This is a genomic window from Ottowia thiooxydans, from assembly GCF_040548795.1.
Classification (GTDB): Bacteria; Pseudomonadota; Gammaproteobacteria; order Burkholderiales; family Burkholderiaceae_C; genus Ottowia; species Ottowia thiooxydans_A.
Genome location: NZ_JBEPSH010000010.1, coordinates 188,852 through 208,202, shown reverse-complemented (window position 1 = coordinate 208,202; position 19,351 = coordinate 188,852). Strand labels below are relative to the sequence as shown.

The following is a 19,351-nucleotide window of genomic DNA, read 5'->3' as shown; positions in this document are numbered from 1 at the left end:
GCTAGGCGTGGCGAGCGCCGTGTACTACTGTACACAAGCGAGCCACAACAACGCATGGCGCTCCCTGGCTTGGCAACCCTTCGGGCTGGCTCGCCCTGCGGCGTCTACTTTGTCGGCAGCCTTGGCCGTAGATCACTACGGCCTGCGTCTGCCTTCGCGTATCCGTCCTCAGGGCGAGTCAGCGCGTGGGGGGGTTAATTGATGACACGCCCTAGTCAACACGCTTTGAGCACCGCGTCATGAGTTGGACATCTCCCATCGCGCGCAAACTTTATCTGCGCATCTGGTTGGCGGTTGTAGGCAGTGTGGCGGTCTTGAGCCTGCTTGTGGGCTGGGCCTGGCAGGCAGCCGAAGAAGAACGTGAAAGAGACCGTCAGCCGCCTGCGCCGCGCGAGGTGTACGTTCGCAACGCGGCCGGCGAGTTGATAGGTACAGCCGAGATGCCTCCGCGGCGAGGGCCGCCAGGCCAGGGCCTGGACTTTGCAGTGACCTTGAACGACGGCCAGCAATTGAGCGTGCATCTCGCGCCGCGCAATCGTGGGCCAGGTGGGGCAGGGGGCCGCAAGAATGAGCCGCCGCTGCCATGGCTGCGTCCGCCTTATGGGTTTCTCTGGACTTTAGCCCTTGCCGGTTTCGTCGTCATGCTGGGCGTTTTCCCGGTGGCCCGTAGATTGACTCTGCGTTTGGAGTCACTCCAACGTGGTGTGAAACGCTGGGGAGAAGGCGATTTGTCCGTGCGCCTGCCCACAAGTGGTGAAGACGAAGTGGCGGATCTGTCGCGCCACTTCAATGATGCTGCTACGCGTATTGAGGGTCTGATGGACTCACAGGCAGCGCTGCTTCAGTCGCAAAAGTCCTTGCTGGCGAATGCTTCGCATGAGTTGCGCTCGCCCTTGGCGCGTATTCGCATGGCTATCGAGCTGATGGGGCCGCAGACGCCGCCTGCCGCCCGCTCCGAAATTGCACGCAATATTTCGGAGTTGGATCAACTGGTCGACGAAATTTTGCTGGCCAGCCGGCTTGACGCCAATCAGGCCGACCTGGGTACAGTGGAAGCCATCGATCTTATTGGATTGTTGGCTGAAGAGTGTGCTCGCGTGGATGCCGCCATGGACTTGGCGCCCGATACGCCCGAGGTCATCGTGCCGGGGGTCGCCAAACTGATACGCCGTGCCGTTCGCAACCTGCTGGAAAACGCTTGCCGCCACGGACATCGTGCGGGTGGTTCGGGCGAGGTCAGTGCAGAGCTGAGCCTGGAAGGCGCACACGCCGTGTTGCGAGTCAACGATCGCGGACCAGGCGTGCCGCCCGCGCAGCGTGAGCGCATTTTTGAGCCCTTCTATCGGCTGCCCGGTGCCAGTGAGCGTGAAGGTGGGGTAGGCCTTGGGTTGTCGCTTGTGCGCTCCATAGCCCTGCGCCACGGCGGTTCAGTGGCATGCGGTGACCGCGTAGGCGGTGGCGCCTGCTTCGAGTTGCGGCTGCCTGCCGACGCGGACTCCAGGGCCTGATAACGCGCCCGGGTCGCCCGGCCTTCGCGTGGGTGGGCCTGAAAAGTCTCCGTATCCCGCTGCGCTCAGCTGCCTTTGGCAGGCTGAAGAAACAGATCCAGGTATTGCTGGCGCATACGCCGGCGATCAAACACGGCATGCACATGCGCTTGCCCGGCCTCTGCTACGCGCGAGGCCGTGGCAGGGTCCTGAAATAGGCTCGTGATGGTTTGCGCCAGGGCCTGGGCGTCTTCGTGCGGAACCAGAAATCCGGTTTCGCCATGCGTCAGGACTTCCTGCACGCCTTCCACGTCGGTTCCTATGCCGCAGCAGCCAGAAGCCATTCCTTCGATCAAGCCCAGCCCCAGGCCTTCGTAGTGGGTGGACAAGACACAAAGTTTGACGCGGCCGAGCAGCTCCGGGAGATTGCTTACGTGACCCAGAAAACGCACCTGCTGGTCCACGCCCAACTTGCGGGCCAGGGCTTCGGCGCGCTGACGCCAGCTGGATTTACCTTCTCCAGCCAGATAGATCGTGGGTCGCAGTCCTTGCTCAGCTAACAAGGCTGCGGCCCGAATAAGGGTGAAATGGTCTTTCTGTCCGGCAAATCTCGCAGGCATCACGATGGCGTCTTCGCGTTCGTCCCAGGGGCGGCCCTGAGTCCAGCGCGAGAGGTCGATGCCGTTCAGGACCACGGTGCAGCGCTCAGCGGGGTGGCCCAGGCGAACCAACGCATCGCGCACCGCGCGCGAAACGCCGATGATGCGCTCGGTACGCTCGGCCAGCCATAGCGATTTGCGCAGGCGCCAGAATCCGTAGCGTTCACGCACATTGTGTTCCACTTGAATCAGCCGGGGAACACCGGCTTTCAGTCCGGCATAGCGGCCCCAAAGGTGCTCACTGAAGCCATGCGCCACAAGCACGTCGGGTTTCCATTGATGGCAAATGCGCTTCAGCGCCATGATGGTCACGGTGTGAGACCAGCGTGGCACAACTTCCACTTGCAAACCTTGGGCACGCAATTGTGCGACCCTGGGCGCGGGGTCGATGGAGGCACGGCGCCTGAGAACGAGCAGTGTTTCCTGGCCGGGCTGTTGCCCGCACAAATCGATCGCGACCTGGGTAGCGCCCGAAAAGCCGCCGGAGACAAAGTGCAGCACGCGTAACGGGCGCGCTTCCTGGGAGGTCTTCATGGCAAATCCATGGGGTTCTTTGGCTTTTGAGCCAGGCGCCGGCTTGGCGCCGCGCATAGGCTCAGAGAGCAGAAGGCCGCAATCGAGCGAATACCGGACAGAGCAAGCGTCCTCACGATCTGACGGTGGGGCGCTGCAAGCACGCGAGCCATATCGTTACCATGAGCAAGTACATCATGTTGCCGTTATTGTGGGCAAACATCACCTGGGTCAGGCCGAAACCGGCGAAGCCGAGTACCGTCATCAGGCCGCAAGCGGCGATGGCGCGGCGTTCATCGGCGTGTTCGGTTGCACCTCCGCCCTGCGTGTCTTCCGGTTCGCGGCGCAAACCCCGCGCGAAGATCAGGCCCGGCACGACAAAGAACAGGGCCAGTCCGGCGACGCCCAGCAGACCTCGCTTGGCGAACATGTCTAACCACTCATTGTGTGCGTGGTTGAATTCAAGCGCGGCATCAGGCATATCGCCTCGACCCACGGCTTGTCTTTGCAGTCTTTCGTAACCGTCTTGCCCTGCGCCCAGCCAAGCATGGGCTTCGCCGACTTCCAACGCTAATTTCCAGAACGAACGACGCAGCCCGACCGAAGTGTTCTCAGCCTGCAACTCGTGTGCTTGCCACTCGTCGATACCGATACTCACCCTCTGCTGCACAGGTGGCAAAGCCAGCAGTGCCAGGCAGGCCACCACAGTGAAGGCAGCCGCGCGCAGGGCGTGTGACAAGGATTTGCCTGTGGAACGCGGCGGCGCTTTCAACCAGAAAATCAGCAACATGAGCGCTGGCAGCGTAAGCCAGCCGCCCCGGCTGCCAGAGGCTACGCTGGCCACCATGCCCAGGAGCACCGCGATCCAGCCCACCGCTTTCTGCCAGCCTTGCTGTGCCCGCAACGCCCGGGCGCCGCTCCACGCAGCCAGAAGCAGGGCCAGATTACCGAACTGGATGGCGTTGGTATAGCCGGCAGCGCGGTCCCACCCCAAAATGCCGATCTGCCACAGGGCAGTCAAGCCAGCGCCGATAGCACCTACCCAGCAACCCCAGTTCAAGGCCTTTTCGGAAGGCCGACCTACCAGGAGCGCAGGCAAGGTCAGAAATACGAGCAAATACTTGACGCTTCGGTCCACCCCGAGGGAATTGGTCACGAGCTTGCCGTCCACGAAGATATGCATGCTCCAGACCATTCCCATGAGGAAGATCGCGCCGGCCCAGGCCCGCATGTCGCCAGGCCATGAGAGACGGCCGCGCAGCACTGCCGGCCAGCGGTACAGGCCTAAAAGGAGCAGGAGAACCGCACCCCAGGAATATCCCGAGGGTATGGAAAGTGACAACGCCAGCAACAGAAAAACCGCAGCATCCAGGGCCTTTGGCTCCAGGGGCGCGGTTCGGAGGGACAATTTGTTGGAAGGCGGTGGCGGGCCGGGGCGGTCAGGAGCGAATACCAAGCTCAATGTGCCGCGTGGAAAGAAGAAGGGTCCTTAAGCCGATAGACCGTGCCGCAATAAGGACACTTGGCTTCGCCCGAGTGGGCAACGTCCAGGTAGACACGCGGGTGGGTGTTCCACAACTGCATGTCTGCTTTAGGGTTAGGGCAGAAAGCGCCGCCTTCGGGCGTGACTTCCGATGCATTCAACTCGATGATATTTTGGCTCATGCGCTTGCTCCGCTCAGACCTTGCTGAGCCACTTGCTGTATTTGGCGTTGCGGCCATTCACGATGTCAAAGAATGCGTTCTGGATCTTTTCCGTGAGCGGACCGCGCGAACCGGATCCGATTTCAACCCGGTCAAGCTCGCGAATAGGGGTGACTTCTGCCGCTGTGCCGGTGAAGAAGCATTCGTCCGCGATGTAGATTTCATCGCGGGTAATGCGCTTTTGCACCAGCTTGACACCCAGGTCTTCACAGATGTGAAGCACGGTATTGCGGGTGATGCCGTTGAGCGCGCCAGCCGACAGATCAGGCGTATAGACCACACCGTCCTTGATCACGAACACGTTCTCACCAGCGCCTTCACTCACAAAACCGCTAGCGTCCAGGAGCAGAGCCTCATCGTAGCCGTCGTCAAGGGCCTCCATGTTGGCGAGGATCGAGTTGCTGTAGTTGCTGACCGCTTTGGCCTGCGTCATGGTGATGTTGACGTGATGGCGTGTGTAGCTGCTGGTCTTGACGCGGATGCCGCGTTTCATGCCTTCTTCGCCCAGATAGGCGCCCCAGGCCCATGCAGCAACCATCAGATGGACCTTATTGCCGCGTGGGTTGACGCCCAGCTTTTCCGAGCCTAGCCAAACCAGAGGGCGCAGGTAGCAGCTCTCCAGCTTGTTTTCCCGCACAACGGCTTTTTGCGCTTCGTTGACTTCTTCCTTGGTGAACGGCATCTTCATGCGCAGGATCTTGGCGCTGTTGAAGAGGCGATCCGTGTGCTCCTCAAGACGGAAGATGGCCGTGCCGCCCGCCGTGTTGTAGGCACGAACGCCCTCGAACGCGCCGCAGCCGTAGTGCAGTGTGTGGGTCAATACGTGGATCTTGGCATCGCGCCAGTCGACCAATTGGCCGTCCATCCAGATCTTGCCGTCGCGATCGTCCAACGGGAGGGCAGCAGCGCTCATGGGTATTCCTCAGCTCAGTATTGTTGAAGTGGCGGCAGGCCACCTTGCAGGGCGAATTCTAAACTTCGCCAGATTCCTCGGTCTGCGCGGGCCTCTCCAATTGCCAGCGGACCAGGCGCCCCCCTACAAATTCGCAGGTGACCTTGGAGTTTCCAGGATCGCGCCAGAGGTAGATTTCAGGCTCCACGCCTTCCGGCGACATGCGTTCGCCGAGTGAACGAGTCATGCCGACCACATGCATCAGTGAGAGTTTGGGCCGCAATTTCACATTGAGCATGACTGCGCTGCCTACATAGCCGATAGGGCGGTCGGCTGCGCGCTTCATGATGGTGATGAGCCGGGTGTAGCTGAGCAGGAACCAGAGCACCAAGGCGCTGCCCACCAGGGCAATGCCTGCCCAGCCACCAGTGCGCCAGGCGCCAGCACCCAGTGCTATGGCGGCTATGAGAGTAAGAATTTTTTGCCAATTCATATTGTGATTGTCGCGTGTCTTTTGCGCTGTCCCTGAAGAGGCCACTCAAGGGGCCAGATGAATCACTTCAGAGAGACTGCTGATCAGGTTCTGAGAGTTGAACTCACCGCTTGGGAGATGATTCTCGGAACAACAAAAAGCCGTTTGGGCGGAACCTGTCGACGCACTGTTTAATGCTTCGACACGCTCATCCCGAACGGATGTTCAGATCATAAGTCCTTGAATTTCGCGGTAGTAGTGCTTTTTATTTCATTTCGAATGGAATAAGTAACAAGGACCAGACCTGCTCAGCGGCTGGCGGCCGCCCGTGCTTGCGACAGCCAGTCGTCGAAGAGCGTTTGGTGGGCCTTGATCCAGCCTTCGGTCTGGCGCTCGATGTCTGCCGCGGAATTTTTGCCGTCGTTCATGGCATTGTTTTGCGCGGTGATGTCCGCCACCGACAGATTCATGAGTGAGAAAAGCTTGGCTGCGTCGGGATGCGCCTCAATGAAGGCGCGGTTGGCCAGGATTCGCTGATGGTTGATGACCGAGCCGTAGTTGCGACCGTTGGGAAGCGTGGTGTCCACACCCGCCTGATCGCCTGGCAACGCAGAAAACGGCACTTGCAGCCATACGACGTCTTTGCCAGGCACCAGTACATTGCTGACCCAGTACGGCGTCCAGGTGTAGTAGAGAACCGGCTGTCCGGCTTTGTACCTGGCAATCACGTCCGCCATCAGGGCCGGGTAGCTGCCTTGTTGGTGCTGCACGGTGTCGCGCAGCTTGTAGGCAGTGAGGTGCGTTTCAATCATGGTTTCGCAACCCCACCCAGGCGTGCAGCCGGTCAGGTTCGCTCTGCCATCGCCATCGGTGTCGAACAGTTTGGCAATATCCCGCTCAGCCAATTGGGACATGTTGGTGATGTTGTGTTCGTCAGCCGTTTTCTTGTCGATCAGATAGCCCTGAATGTTGTCTGCCACATACGTGTTTTCACGCCAAAGTTTGGCGTCGCCCCCCGAGTTTTTGTAGAAATCGCCGTGCATGGGATCCCAGTGGGCTGCCAGGAAAGTGGCATCTCCATTGGCAATGGCCAGGTGTGCAGTGGGGTACTCGACTTCGCGGATGGGCTGCACTTCATAGCCCAACTTCTCCAGCGCTTTCATGGCCAGCAAGGTCTGGAAGGTTTCCTCTGCAATCGAGCTTTTGAGCGGCTGCACGCGCACCCCTTTGCCAGGCAACTGCAGATCAGACGATGCATGGGCTGCAGGAGTCAGGGACAGGAGAGCGGCGGACACGATGGCCAGGCTGGCGCGCCGCAATAAGGACAGGGAATTGAAGGTATTTGGAGTCACGCTGGGAGTCCTTGAATGTCGGCTGATGGATTTAGGCGGAGTGCGCAATGGGGGGCACGCTGGGGCGGCCGGGAGCGGTAGCGGCTGCGGAAGGTGCAGCAGTTGCGGCAGGCGTGGCACGCGTGCGGGTCAGCCTGCGAACCAAACCAATGGGCCCACGCTGATGCCAAGGCTGACCATGGCGACGAGGTTGGCTGAGAGCCTGCGTCAACCGGTCCAGGACGATGGCCAGAATCACGATGCCAAGTCCCCCTACGGTGGCCAGACCCATATCGAGCCGACCAATGCCGCGCAACACCATGAGTCCCAGGCCACCGACAGCGATCATCGAGGCGATCACCACCATGGACAGGCTCAGCATCAACGCCTGGTTGATGCCGGCCATGATGGAGGGCATGGCCAGGGGGATCTGTACCCGCGTCAGAAGTTGCCAGGGCGAAGCGCCGTAGGCTTGTGCAGCTTCCACCAGGTCGGGGCGCACCTGACGGATACCCAGATTGGTCAGTCGCACCAAGGGCGCCAACGCGAAGATGATGGTGACAATGACGCCGGGCACGTTGCCAATGCCAAAGAGCATCACTACAGGCACCAGGTACACGAATGCGGGCGTGGTTTGCATGGCATCCAGCAATGGCCGCATCACGCGGTTGGCGCGCTCCGAGCGAGCCAGCCATATTCCTAAAGGCATGCCGATCAGCACGCAGAAGAAAAGCGCTGTCAACACCAGTGACAGGGTGACCATGGCCTCCGACCAGATGCCCAGCAATCCAATGACGAGCAAGGACACCAAGGTTCCGATGGCCATGCGGGCGCCTGCCAATTGCCAGGCCAGCAGTGACAGAATGCCGATCATGACCAGCGTCGGTGGATATTGCAGCGCCGCCTCTACCCCGCCCAGCAGGGCGTCAACGGGTTGGCGCAGCGCCTGGAACGCGGGGCGGAAGTTGTCGACGAACCAGTTCAGGCCCTGGTTGATCCAATCCTGCACTGGCAGGGTACCGTCAAACCAGCCCGTCACCGCGGGCAAGGTGTCTGCACCTTGCTGCGCCGCGTTGTGGCTGGCGGAAGCCAGGCCATCACCTGCTGCCGTCATCGGCCCGGTCAGATCCTGCGTGACCGCTTGCGGGCCATTCAGCCACTCGGGTTGGGCGTCTGCAGGAATGGCTTGATAGGGATCCTGGTACACGTCGGGCGCTGCGCTCATTTCTGGGGGAGCGATGCCTGCGTTCTCTGCGGTCGCGTTGGGGCCTTGCAGCCAGGCGGGCGCTGCGTCTGCAGGTGCGGCCTGATAGGGGTCCACAAAGGTGGCGTTGTCGGAAGTATTCATAGGATTTGTTCGGTATTCAGGCGGTCGCTGCGGCGACGGGTTCAGCCTCGGAATCAGTCTTGGCGGCAGGAAGCGGATTGCCGTCTGCGTCGGTGTTGGGGTCCAGGAAGGTCAGCAGCCTGTTCTTGCTGATGGTGCCGACGAAACCTCCGTCTGCTCCGACCACAGGCAAGGGCGCAGGTTGCGACACCATGTGGCCATAGAGATCTGCAATGGGGGTATCGGCAGCGATGGGTTGAACGGTGTCGACAAATGCGTTCTTCAACCCCAGAGGACCTTCGCGTCCCTGCAATGCAGCACGCAGCGAGTCCGCGGAGACTGTCCCGAGGTATCTATGGGACGTATCCACCACATAGGCCCATTCCCGATCGTGGTCCTGAAGGCGCTTCAAGGCGGGACGACAGCCGCGGGTGGGGCTTTCCGATATTTCCACCTGCGTCTTGCGGGCGATGTCTCCAGCTTTGAACACTGCGGCCGCGTCTACCCCGCGCACGAACTGGCGCACATAGTCGTTGGCTGGACGGCGCAGGATTTCCTCTGGCGTACCCACCTGGACCACTTGGCCATCTTTCATGATGGCAATGTGATCGCCGATACGCATGGCTTCGTCCAGATCGTGCGAAATGAAGACTATCGTGCGGCGCTTTTCCTGTTGCAGCCTGAGCAACTCTCCCTGCATCTCGAATCGGATGATGGGGTCCAGTGCAGAAAATGCTTCGTCCATCAGCAAGATAGAAGGATCGGCCGCGAGAGCGCGAGCCAGCCCAACGCGCTGTTGCATGCCGCCAGACAGTTCGTCGGGATAGCTGCCTGCCCATACCGCCAGGCCCACCTGTTCCAGGGCTGCACGTGCAGAGCTTTCACGCTCAGCCCGCGCAACGCCTGCGAGTTCGAGTCCGAAAGCGGTGTTGTCCAGCACGGTCAGATGCGGCAGCAAGGCAAATGACTGAAACACCATGCTGATGTGCCGACGACGGAAATCACGCAACTGCTTGTCGCTGTATTGAGCGATGTCTTCGCCATCGACCACGATGCGCCCTGACGTGGGCTCGATCAGCCGATTGAACATGCGAACCAGGGTGGATTTGCCCGACCCTGATAAGCCCATGATGACGAAAATCTCGCCTGCTTCTATGTTGAGGCAGGCGTCGAATACACCGATTGATTGGCCGGTCTTCTGAACGATTTCCTGTTTGCTCAAGCCTTGGCTTGCCAGCGCCAGGGCGCGCTCGGGCGAATCGCCAAACACCTTGAACAGGTGGTCGATCTGAATTTGCTTTGCCACGATGATTTCCTCCGGTTTTATGACAACCGAGGAGGGCTGAAGCCGCGAGCCGAAACGACGCCAACGACGCCGACAACGACAGGCGAGCCTTGAGCCGAGCCTGGTTGTGGGTTGTGGAGAGTTCGCGTGAGCCTGCGCCGATAGCGGATAGGCCAATGCCGTGGGAACTATGTGCCTGCTGACACTCCACCCATAGCACCGTGATCAGGTCCGGGCATAAGTACCACTAGGACCGATGACTGCGAACAAACCTGGCTCCGAGAAATCGGAACGCCAAGTATCGAAAAGAAAGCATTATATCAAAATTAATATGAGGCTGTCTATAAAACCCTTCGGTAGTAATGAAGAGCGGCCCTTGCCTAGGGTGCGGCACACCCGAGCTGCCGGCAAAGACCTCCGGTAAATTGGCCCATTGAGGCAGCGAACCGGCTTGTTCAGACCGACCTCAGGTGTGGCCTGCCATTCGTAAATGACATGTCTGTCCTCGCAAGCGGAAGGTCAGGAAGTGCATCGCGCGCAACACACTTGGGCGTGAAGAATCAACTTGTCATTTCGTGATTTCCCTCATGTCCCAGACTTCCCCTGTCTCCGAGTCGCCTCTGGCGACCTATCACCGTCATTTGCGAGCTGGGCAGCTTGCCTATCAGTTCAGCCCCTCGGCGGGCCGGGCGGTGTTTTTCCCGAGGCTTCTCTGCCCTTACAGCGGCAGTGATGAATTGGAGTGGCGCGTCAGCCAGGGCCATGGAACTGTCCACGCCACCACGGTCGTCTATCCGCGTGAAGGCAGTCCTTACAACGTGGCCTTGATTGATCTGGACGAGGGGTTTCGGATGATGTCGCGCGTAGAAGGGCTACCGCCGTTGGAGGTGCGCATTGGCCAGCGCGTGAAGGTGCGCGTCGTAGAGGCAACGGGAGATGAAGCGCCGCTGCCTGTTTTTGATCTGGCAGGAGAAGCAGCATGAAGCGCGGAAGCTGCGCCATCGTAGGGGTGGCCGAGTCCGATCTGGGGGAAGTGGCCGAGGGCATGTCGCCACTGGATCTGATGGCCCAGGGGATTGGCCGGGCTCTGGACGATTGCGGGCTGAAACTGCGCGATGTCGATGGCTTGTTTGGCGCAGCCACACAGAGCCGCATGGTGACATTGGCCTTGCGAGAGTACCTGGGTATTGATCCTCGCCATGGCGATTCGACCTACCTGGGTGGCTCATCGTTCATGACGCACGTGGCGCACGCACAAGCGGCCATTGAGGCCGGCCTTTGCGAAGTGGCCGTGGTGACCTATGGGAGCACCCAGCGTACAGAGGGCCGTTCAGCCACTCGCGGCAAGGACATCAATCCGTATGAAACGCCATTTAGGCCTTTTTTGCCGTCCACGGCTTACGCGCTCGCGGCCTCGCGGCACATGCATGAATTCGGAACCACCCGAGAGCAGCTGGCAGAAATCGCCGTGGCAGCGCGCAAATGGGCGCAACTCAACCCGGCCGCCTGGGAGAAAAAGGATCTCACCATAGAGCAGGTGCTGAGTTCGCGCATGGTCAGCTATCCCCTGACCGTGCGGGACTGCTGCCTGGTGACTGATGGTGGTGGCGCTTTGGTAATGACCTCTGCTGCGCGTGCACGTGATCTGCGCAAGCCGCCCGCCTATGTATTGGGTTGCGGCGAATCGGCCAGCCATACAGCCATCTCCAACATGGCGGACCTGACCCGCACTGCGGCGCGTCAATCTGGCGCGCTGGCTTATGCCAGCGCAGGACTTGGGCCCAAGGACATCGACGTGCGCGAGGTCTATGACGCCTTTACCTTGACCACCTTGCTGTTTCTGGAAGATCTGGGCTTTTGCCCCAAGGGCGAGGGCGGGGCGTTTGTCTCTGACGGCAAGCTTCGTCCAGGCGGTGCGCTTCCTACCAATACCAACGGTGGCGGCCTGTCTTACTGCCATCCCGGCATGTATGGCTTGTTCCTATTGATTGAGGCGGTTCGTCAGCTGCGAGGCGAATGCGGCCAGCGCCAGGTTGCAGATTGCAACGTTGCCCTGGCTCACGGCAACGGCGGTGTCCTTTCAAGCCAAAGCACGGTGATTCTCGGCAGTGCGGCCACGGTTTGAGAAGGTGGCAGCATGGTTTTCTCCACTGATTCTTCTGAGAGATGCGGCGCGACGTGACCTACCTGGATGCACAAGACGAAACCCAAATTCTGCTGCGCGACGCCGTTCAGGATTTCCTGAGCCAGGAGCATCGTCTGGAGCGCCTGCAGCAGCTGTACCACGGCAAATCGGTGCTGGATCGCAGGCTTTGGGCCGCCATGGCCGAACAAGGCTGGCTGGCCTTGCGCCTGCCTGAGGCTCTGGGTGGCAGCGCCCTGGAACCCGTGCATGCTGCCATAGTGGCTGAACAGTTGGGTCGCCATGCCGTGCCAGAGCCGTTGCTGTCGTGCGCCATCCTGCCGGCGTTGCTGGCGTCCCGTTTTTCTGAGGCCGCCGGGTGGCTCCCCTTGACGCAGGGCCTGCTGGATGGCTCCCATGTGAGCACGCTGGCCTGGCAGGAAGATGCTCGCAGCCTGGATCCTTCGTGCGTCACCACGAAGGTGGAGCGTCGCAGCGATGGGGCCTACATGCTGAGTGGCCAAAAGATCGGCGTTGCCTGCGGTTCATTCGCTGACAGCCTCTTGGTCACAGCACTGCTCGATGGCGGTCTGTCTTTGTGGCGGGTGGCGCGAGAGGACCAACGTGTGAGCCTGGTTGAATCGCTGACCAGCGACGGTGCTAGTGTGGCGGTGGCTTCATTCGACGACGTTCCCCTGACTCACGAGAGCTTGTTGGCTCAAGGCCCGGCCGTAAGTGCTGCGTTGTCAGCCGCCCTGGATGAAGCTCTGCTTTTGGCCGCCTGGCAACTGGTGGGCCTGGCTAGCGCCGCGCTTGAAATCACGCTGGAGTACTTGCGTACGCGTGTGCAGTTCGGCCAGCGCATTGGCAGCTTCCAGGCCATGCAGCATTTGAGCGTGGATGTGAAATTGCAACAGGCACTGGCTCGCGCGGCATGCCAGAGTGCGTTGCGGCGGCACGCCCAAGCGCCTGAGAGCGCCGCTGCACGTGCGGCCATTGCGACCGCCAAAGCGCGTGCCTCTGATGCCGCCCTGCTGGCCGGCCGCTTTGGGGTGCAGGCTCATGGGGCCATAGGTTTTGCGGCGGAAGCATCCATCGGTTGTTATCTGAAAGCGGCCCTGCGCTGGGCAGCGTTTCTGGGCAATGGCAGCCATCATCGCCGGCAATACGCCCTTCACGCCGACCTGCACGGAACAAGCTCATGACCCGCATGGACCGCAATCAACTCAGCGACGATGAATTCAGGCTCCAGTTCCGTAGATGGATAGAAGCCAATTACCAGTCGCCACTGCGCGATCCTCTATGCCGATTGACCGGTGCCCAAGCGCGGCAGTGGCTGAAGGCGCAGTACCGCGACGGCTGGCGTGCCCCGGCCCTGCCGGCAGAGCACGGGGGCATGGGACTGTCTCTTCGCAAGCAACTGATCTATCAACAGGAGCTCGAGGGTTTTCGCGCTGCACGTCCCATGGACATGGGCCTGCGTCTTCTGGCCCCTGTCTTGTTGCGATACGGCACGCCTGAACAGCAAGCGACTTGTCTGCCGCGCATTCTCTCGGCAGACGATGTCTGGTGCCAGGGCTATTCGGAACCCAACGCCGGATCGGATCTGGCGAACCTGCGGACGGCGGCCAAGGATTGCGGTGACCACTTTGTCATCAATGGCCAGAAAACCTGGACCACGATGGCCAACGATTCGAACATGATCTTCATGCTGGTGCGCACCAGTGTGGAGGCCAGGAAGCAGCAAGGCATCACATTCTTGCTGGCAGACATGTCCACTCCAGGCATTCGTGTGCGTCCGATCCGCACTTTGGCGGGGGAAGAGCACTTCTGCGAGGTGTTCTTCGACGATGTAGTCGTTCCGCGTGCCCATCTGGTAGGTGAGGTGGGTGATGGTTGGTCAGTGGGTAAGGCGTTGCTTGGGTTTGAGCGCTTCAGCCATGGTTCGCCCGAACTTTTGCGCCACGCGTTGTCGGTACTCATGCGCACCGGCACGGCACTGGGACTGCAAGGCGACGACCGTTACCGCGAAGTGTTGGAGCGGCACGCCTGCGACGTTGCAGACGCCTCGGCTTTGTACGAGCAGGTGTGTGAGACAGCCCTCGCCGGGGGTGACGCGGACAACGATTTTTCTATGCTCAAACTGTTCAATGCGGAGGCTACGCAGCGCATCGCCGAGGCCGTGCAGGAGTTGGCCGGCTCCTCTGGTGGCTTGTTGGGCGCCGCCCCGCACCTGGGCTTGCCGGAAGACCTCGAATGGCTCTACATGAGCACTCGCCCGTTGACCATTTTTGGGGGAACCGCTCAGGTGCAACGCAACCTGCTCGCGACGCGCGCGCTCAAGCTACCTAAAACATAGAACCTGGAACCGGCCCCTTTCAAACTCAGCCGGATGCCTGGCGACCCGTACCGGATCCCAGCGACCCCCCATCAGCCAGTTCATCAAAAAATATTTGCAATCAACCATGTCCAGTTCTTTTCCAGCAGACCACCAGCCCCACGCTTTGGACTCCTTGTTCCACCCCCGGTCGGTAGCGGTAGTGGGAGCATCTTCAGATCCCCGGAAGATTGGCGGTCGGCCTATCGCCTACATGCTGCGCAGCGGCTTTGCTGGTGAGCTCTTTCCTATCAACCCAGCCCAGGCAGAAGTGCAAGGTGTGAAAGCCTACCCTTCGCTTCGCGCCATTGGCAAGCCTGTCGATCTCGTCATAGTCGCCGTCGGGGGCGCGCATGTGGCCGAGGTGGTGGACGAGGCGATTGAACAGCGAGTGAGCGCTATCGTGGTGTTCAGTTCGGGATTCGCAGAAATGGGGGACGATGGCCGCCAGTTGCAGGAACGCATTGCCGCGCGGTGCGCCCAGGCCGGCGTTCACTTGCTGGGGCCCAACTGCATTGGTGTATTCAATTCGCACCAGGCCATGTACGCGACGTTCATTACTGCGCTGGAGCACGAGCAGTTCGAACCCGGGCATGTGGGCATCGTCAGCCAGAGTGGGGCCATCGGTTCTTATCTGTATGGCTTGGCAGGCGACCGCGGTGTGCGCGTCAGCCACTTCGTCGCCACGGGTAATGAGGCAGGTCTGGACGTGGCCGACTGCATAGACTGGATGGCGAATGACCCGCAGACCCATGTTGTGATGGTCTACCTGGAGGGCTGTCGCGATGGAGATCGTCTGTACCGCGCGCTTGAGCAAGCGCGGTTGCGCCGCAAACCCGTGATTTTGATGAAGGTCGGCCGAACCGAGCAAGGCGCAGCGGCTGCTGCCTCACACACAGGCTCGCTGGCGGGCAGCGATGTGGTCTATGACGCGGTGCTGAGCGAGACCAATGCCTGGCGGGCCAATTCGCTCGAAGAGATGGTGGACTTGGCCTATGCCTGCTCCGTGGGCCCGATGCCGCGCGGCAATCGCCTGGGGGTCGTCACGTCCTCGGGTGGTGTGGGCGTGATCGCCACGGACGAAGCTACCCGCACTGGTCTCGTGTTGCCTACCTTGCCACAAGAAACCCAGACGGCCATCCTGGAGATCGTGCCGTTCGCCAGCGGAGTCAATCCGGTTGACACCACGGCACAGACCATGGGAGATCGCACTCTCATGACGCGCATTCTCGAACTGGTGTTCGCGCATCCTGGTTTTGACAGTGTGCTGACCTTCAATGCGAATATGGGGCGCAGCGAAGCCGAGTTCGGGAAAATCCGGGAAGCGCTGTACCAGCTGCGTCGCGAGCATCCGGACCGCCTGGTGGCGATGAGCATGCGCGCCAAACCGGAGATCGCCGCAGAGATTCAGCGTGAAGGCATTCTGGTGTTCTCCGATCCAGCCCGGGCCACCGCGACCATTGCGGCGGTGGCGCGCATCGCTGCGGGCTTTGATCGCCCGCCGGCAAGAGTTGAAGAATCGGAGGCTCGTCAGGTCCTGCCGCTGCCTGCTGGCGCGCTGGACGAAGCTGCGGCTCGCACGCTTCTGGCACAGCATGGGATTCCGTTTGCGCCACTGGAGCTTGCCTCAACTACGGAGGAGGCGGTGGCAGCGGCACAGGCCATGGGTTATCCGGTTGTCATGAAAGTGGTATCACCGGATATTCCTCACAAAAGCGACGTAGGAGGGGTGGCACTTGGCCTGCGCGATGCCGAAGCCGTGCGCACCGCTTGGGCGGTCATGATGGAATCAGTGGGGCGTGCGTGCCCTCAGGCCCAGATAGACGGGGTGATGGTTTCGCCCATGATCACCGGAGGTGTCGAGACCGTGATGGGCGTTACGCGCGATCCAGTGTTCGGGCCGATGGTGATGTTCGGCCTCGGTGGCGTCTTTGTGGAGGTGTTCAAGGATGTCACCTTCCGGCGTGCGCCTGTGAGCTTGACGACAGCGCACGAAATGATTCGCGGCATCCAGGGGCTCCCGCTATTGACGGGTGCGCGAGGCAAACCAACGGTCGATCTGGACACTCTGGCCAGCGCCTTGGTGGCCTTGTCCAACTTCGCCGCTGCGCATGCCGGTGAATTGGACAGTGTGGAGATCAACCCATTCATCGCCAGGCCTTCGGGTGGCTGCGCGGTGGACGCCCTGATTGTGAAACGCTGACTGCCCGCGAGGGGGCATCAGATTTTTTTGAATACCCGGCTGAACAGATATTCAACTTAGGAGACCTAATGGCACTCATCAACTACCTCAATCGGGTGCACCTTGCACCCGGGGCGCTTAATCAACTGCCGAACGAACTGGTGACATTGAGGATCACGCGCCCGATGGTGGTCACTGATCCTGGCTTGGCGGACTCGGACCTTCTGCAGCGCTTAATGGCTCAATGTCCCCCTCATACGGTGGTATTTTCTGATACGCCGCAAAATCCTACGGAGGAAGCGGTAGAGGCCGCTGCGCGGCAGTATCTTGCAAGTGGTTGCGATGGTTTGGTGGCCTTCGGCGGCGGCTCTCCAATGGACTTAGCCAAAGCTACGGCAGTGCTGGCCACTCATGGGGGACCTCTGGTTCAGTACACCGTGGTGGAGGGTGGTGAGGCACGCATACTGCCGAAGGCCTCCCCCATCATCGCGGTGCCAACGACCGCTGGTACCGGCAGTGAGGTTGGCCGATCCGCAATGATCAGCATGCGCAGTGGCGGCAAGCGCAGCGTGCGCAGCTTCCATTTGGTGCCACGCGTGGCCATATGCGACGCAGAACTCACGCTGGGCCTGCCGGCTCGACTGACTGCAGCTACCGGCATGGATGCCTTGACGCACTGCGTGGAAACCTACCTCTCGCCGGTGGATAACCCGGTTGCGGCGGCCATCGCGCTACATGGTGCGGAACTGGCGTATAGGAACATTGAAGTAGTCACCCTGGGGGATCCCACCAATATCGAAGCGCGTCACAACATGATGGCTGCCGCTCTCATGGGAGGGCTTGCTTTTCAAAAAGGGTTGGGCGCCGTGCATGCCCTGGCCCACCAACTGGGGGCTCTCAAGGAGCCGTTGTTGCACCACGGCACGCTCAACGCCGTACTTCTGCCGGCCGTATTGCGCTACAACCGCGAATACGTTGCTTCGCGGGCGCTGGTGCTGGAGCGGGCTCTTGGCTTGCCTGAAGGCCAAGATTTGGCGGAGGCTGTTGAGCAACTCAACGTGCGCCTGGGGCTTCCTCTTCGATTGAGTGAAATGGGGGTGCCGGCCGATTGCCTCGATGCGATGGCCGAGGCTGCGCCCGGCGATCCGTCCACACGTACGAATCCCAGACCCGTGGATGTCGCAGGATACCGCAGCATTCTCGAAGATGCATTTTGAGATAGAAGGGACTTTACCGATGCTTTATCCACAACTCCGTCAACTCATCGCAGGTGAGTGGAGAGAAGGCCGTGGCGATGATGTGCGTGTTGTCGTTAACCCAGCGACCGAGGAAGTTTTGGGGAGGTATCGCTGTGCCAGCGATGACGATGTGGATCAAGCGGTGGCGGGTGCAGAGCAGGCTTTCGCGGTATGGCGGGCGCGCTCGCCCGAGCAGCGCCAAATTGATTTGCACCGTGTGGCGGCACTGATTCGCGAGCGCGTAGATCGAATCGCGCACCTTCTGGCCTCCGAAGGCGGAAAACCGCTGCATGATGCCCGGCGCGAGGTGCTGCGCTCGGCAACCATCATTGAATGGGATGCTGCTGAGGGACGTCGCCTCTATGGTCGAGTGATCCCGGCTGAGCCGGGGATGCATCTGGAAGCCATGCGTGAGCCAGCGGGGGTAGTTGCTGCCTTGATCGCCTGGAACTTTCCGGTAGGATTTATGGCCCGTAAGGTGGGTGGCGCACTGGCTGCCGGTTGCGCAGTGGTGCTTAAATCCACTGAGGAAACACCGGGGACCTGTGTGGCTTATCTGGAGTGCTTCGTCGACGCGGGCTTACCCCCTGGGTTGGTGAGCCTCCTGATCGGTGATCCAACGCGCATCGCTCCCCGGTTGGTTGCTGCCCCCGCAGTGCGGGTAGTCAGTTTCACCGGTTCTACAGCGGTGGGTAAGGCCATAGGCAAATTGTGCGCGGAGCACATCAAGCGATCAGTTTTAGAGCTGGGTGGTCATGCTCCGGTGCTCGTCTGTGAGGACGCGGATATTGAGAAGGCAGTCACCGCTTTAGTTGGTGCCAAGTTTTTGAACAATGCCGGGCAAGTTTGTGTGGCTCCAACCCGCATGTTTGTTGCCCGGCCCCGCTATACCGAGTTTTGCGAAGCATTCGCGCAGGCTGTGCGCGGTTTGCGTGTAGGTGCCGCAAATGAAGACGACGTGCAGATGGGGCCATTGATCCACGAGCGTCGACGTACGGCCATTGAGTCCCTCGTTCAAGACGCCCAGTCGCGTGGTGCCAAATTGTTGGCGGGTGGGAGACGCATAGGAACCCGTGGCTTCTTCTATGCGCCTACTGTGCTCGCGGATGTTCCTGTGGAAGCGCGAGCGATGAACGAGGAACCTTTCGGTCCATTGGCACTGATAGCCTCTTACGAAACTCTTGACGAAGGGTTGCGGCGGGCCAATGAGCTGGGTTACGGACTAGCAGCCTATGCCTTTACTGAATCGGCGCGGTCGGCGCGGCTGATTGCTGAGCGTATCGAGGCGGGCATGCTTTCGATCAATCATTGCACCGCTGCCCCGCCTGGGGCACCTTTTGGCGGTGTCAAAGATAGTGGTCATGGCCGTGAAGGAGGGCCCGAAGGCTTGCTTGAGTTTACGAGCATGAAGTTCGTCTCTCATAAGATGTATTGAATCCCGGCAGTCCTTTAGCGATATTTCGAATTTTCTATACGCCCTTGCGAGCTCCTGCTCCGAGGGCGTTTTCTTTGGCGTGCTGTCATTCGCCAGAAGTCGTAGCGGCACCGCACAAAGCAATGACAAAAGATCATACCAGGGGGCTCATTTGGAAGATGTCGCAGCAAGGGCGCTCCCTATCATTCATTGCACGTCCTTTGGGGAGCCACATGCTCAACGAAGGGTGAGGTCATCTAAGAAAAGCAAGAGACAACCATGCACATGGGACACGGGGCCGAATGCTCTGTTCGAGCCAGCTGCCACGTGGAGTCTGGAGTGCCCCAA

The 19,351-nt window shown here is 60.5% G+C and carries 17 protein-coding genes; 9 read left to right on the top strand and 8 right to left on the bottom strand.

Translation table 11 applies throughout. The annotated features are described in order from the left end of the window. A partial coding sequence (locus ABIE13_RS23360; RefSeq protein ID WP_354447944.1) for a hypothetical protein occupies positions 1–202 on the top strand: 202 nt, incomplete at its 5' end. A gap of 37 nt (positions 203–239) precedes the next feature. Then, positions 240–1,508 carry a sensor histidine kinase gene (locus tag ABIE13_RS23355; RefSeq protein WP_354447942.1) on the top strand — a complete coding sequence of 423 codons (1,269 nt, stop codon included), beginning with the start codon at positions 240–242 and terminating at the stop codon, positions 1,506–1,508. 65 nt (positions 1,509–1,573) lie between these two features. Here the strand turns inward: ABIE13_RS23355 and ABIE13_RS23350 are convergent, their stop codons facing one another. From ABIE13_RS23350 to proV, 8 genes are all read right to left on the bottom strand, one after another. Beyond that, on the bottom strand, positions 1,574–2,680 hold the full coding sequence (locus ABIE13_RS23350) for a glycosyltransferase (protein WP_354447940.1): 1,107 nt from the start codon (positions 2,678–2,680) through the stop codon (positions 1,574–1,576). A 112-nt stretch (positions 2,681–2,792) separates the two neighbouring features. Continuing rightward, a complete protein-coding gene (locus ABIE13_RS23345; RefSeq protein WP_354447938.1) occupies positions 2,793–4,067 on the bottom strand; it encodes an O-antigen ligase family protein in 1,275 nt (424 codons plus the stop codon). A gap of 50 nt (positions 4,068–4,117) precedes the next feature. Next, on the bottom strand, positions 4,118–4,324 hold the full coding sequence (locus ABIE13_RS23340; RefSeq protein WP_354447936.1) for a zinc-finger domain-containing protein: 207 nt from the start codon (positions 4,322–4,324) through the stop codon (positions 4,118–4,120). Positions 4,325–4,337: 13 nt separating this feature from the next. Then, entirely contained in the window at positions 4,338–5,276 is a 939-nt protein-coding gene (locus tag ABIE13_RS23335; protein WP_354447934.1) for a branched-chain amino acid transaminase, read from the bottom strand. Positions 5,277–5,334: 58 nt separating this feature from the next. Continuing rightward, positions 5,335–5,748 carry a glycerate kinase gene (locus ABIE13_RS23330; RefSeq protein ID WP_354447932.1) on the bottom strand — a complete coding sequence of 138 codons (414 nt, stop codon included), beginning with the start codon at positions 5,746–5,748 and terminating at the stop codon, positions 5,335–5,337. A 287-nt stretch (positions 5,749–6,035) separates the two neighbouring features. After that, positions 6,036–7,079, bottom strand: coding sequence for a glycine betaine/L-proline ABC transporter substrate-binding protein ProX (gene proX / locus ABIE13_RS23325; RefSeq protein ID WP_436278463.1), 1,044 nt, complete (start codon positions 7,077–7,079; stop codon positions 6,036–6,038). A 31-nt stretch (positions 7,080–7,110) separates the two neighbouring features. After that, positions 7,111–8,406: a glycine betaine/L-proline ABC transporter permease ProW gene (gene proW / locus ABIE13_RS23320; protein ID WP_354447930.1), complete on the bottom strand. Its 1,296-nt coding sequence runs from the start codon at positions 8,404–8,406 to the stop codon at positions 7,111–7,113. Positions 8,407–8,422: 16 nt separating this feature from the next. Beyond that, complete coding sequence (proV, locus tag ABIE13_RS23315) at positions 8,423–9,691, bottom strand: glycine betaine/L-proline ABC transporter ATP-binding protein ProV (protein ID WP_354447928.1); 1,269 nt, start codon at positions 9,689–9,691, stop codon at positions 8,423–8,425. 566 nt (positions 9,692–10,257) lie between these two features. Here proV and ABIE13_RS23310 point away from each other — a divergent pair. The 7 genes from ABIE13_RS23310 to ABIE13_RS23280 all read left to right on the top strand — a co-directional run bounded on the left by ABIE13_RS23310 (position 10,258) and on the right by ABIE13_RS23280 (position 19,024). Continuing rightward, positions 10,258–10,653 carry a Zn-ribbon domain-containing OB-fold protein gene (locus ABIE13_RS23310; protein ID WP_354447926.1) on the top strand — a complete coding sequence of 132 codons (396 nt, stop codon included), beginning with the start codon at positions 10,258–10,260 and terminating at the stop codon, positions 10,651–10,653. Further along, positions 10,650–11,795: a thiolase gene (locus ABIE13_RS23305; protein ID WP_354447924.1), complete on the top strand. Its 1,146-nt coding sequence runs from the start codon at positions 10,650–10,652 to the stop codon at positions 11,793–11,795. Before ABIE13_RS23310 ends, ABIE13_RS23305 begins: the two co-directional genes overlap by 4 nt. A 41-nt stretch (positions 11,796–11,836) precedes the next feature. Next, positions 11,837–12,997 (top strand): acyl-CoA dehydrogenase family protein, encoded by a 1,161-nt coding sequence (locus ABIE13_RS23300; RefSeq protein WP_354447922.1) that lies wholly within the window; start codon positions 11,837–11,839, stop codon positions 12,995–12,997. Then, positions 12,994–14,151, top strand: a complete 1,158-nt coding sequence (locus ABIE13_RS23295) for an acyl-CoA dehydrogenase family protein (protein WP_354447920.1) — start codon at positions 12,994–12,996, stop codon at positions 14,149–14,151. Before ABIE13_RS23300 ends, ABIE13_RS23295 begins: the two co-directional genes overlap by 4 nt. A 106-nt stretch (positions 14,152–14,257) precedes the next feature. Next, the gene (locus ABIE13_RS23290) at positions 14,258–16,372 is read left to right on the top strand and encodes an acetate--CoA ligase family protein (RefSeq protein ID WP_354447918.1); all 2,115 of its coding nucleotides are present in this window, start codon (positions 14,258–14,260) and stop codon (positions 16,370–16,372) included. A gap of 68 nt (positions 16,373–16,440) precedes the next feature. After that, positions 16,441–17,568, top strand: coding sequence for an iron-containing alcohol dehydrogenase (locus ABIE13_RS23285; protein ID WP_354447916.1), 1,128 nt, complete (start codon positions 16,441–16,443; stop codon positions 17,566–17,568). 19 nt (positions 17,569–17,587) lie between these two features. Further along, the gene (locus ABIE13_RS23280) at positions 17,588–19,024 is read left to right on the top strand and encodes an NAD-dependent succinate-semialdehyde dehydrogenase (RefSeq protein WP_354447914.1); all 1,437 of its coding nucleotides are present in this window, start codon (positions 17,588–17,590) and stop codon (positions 19,022–19,024) included. The last annotated feature ends 327 nt before the right edge of the window (positions 19,025–19,351 follow it).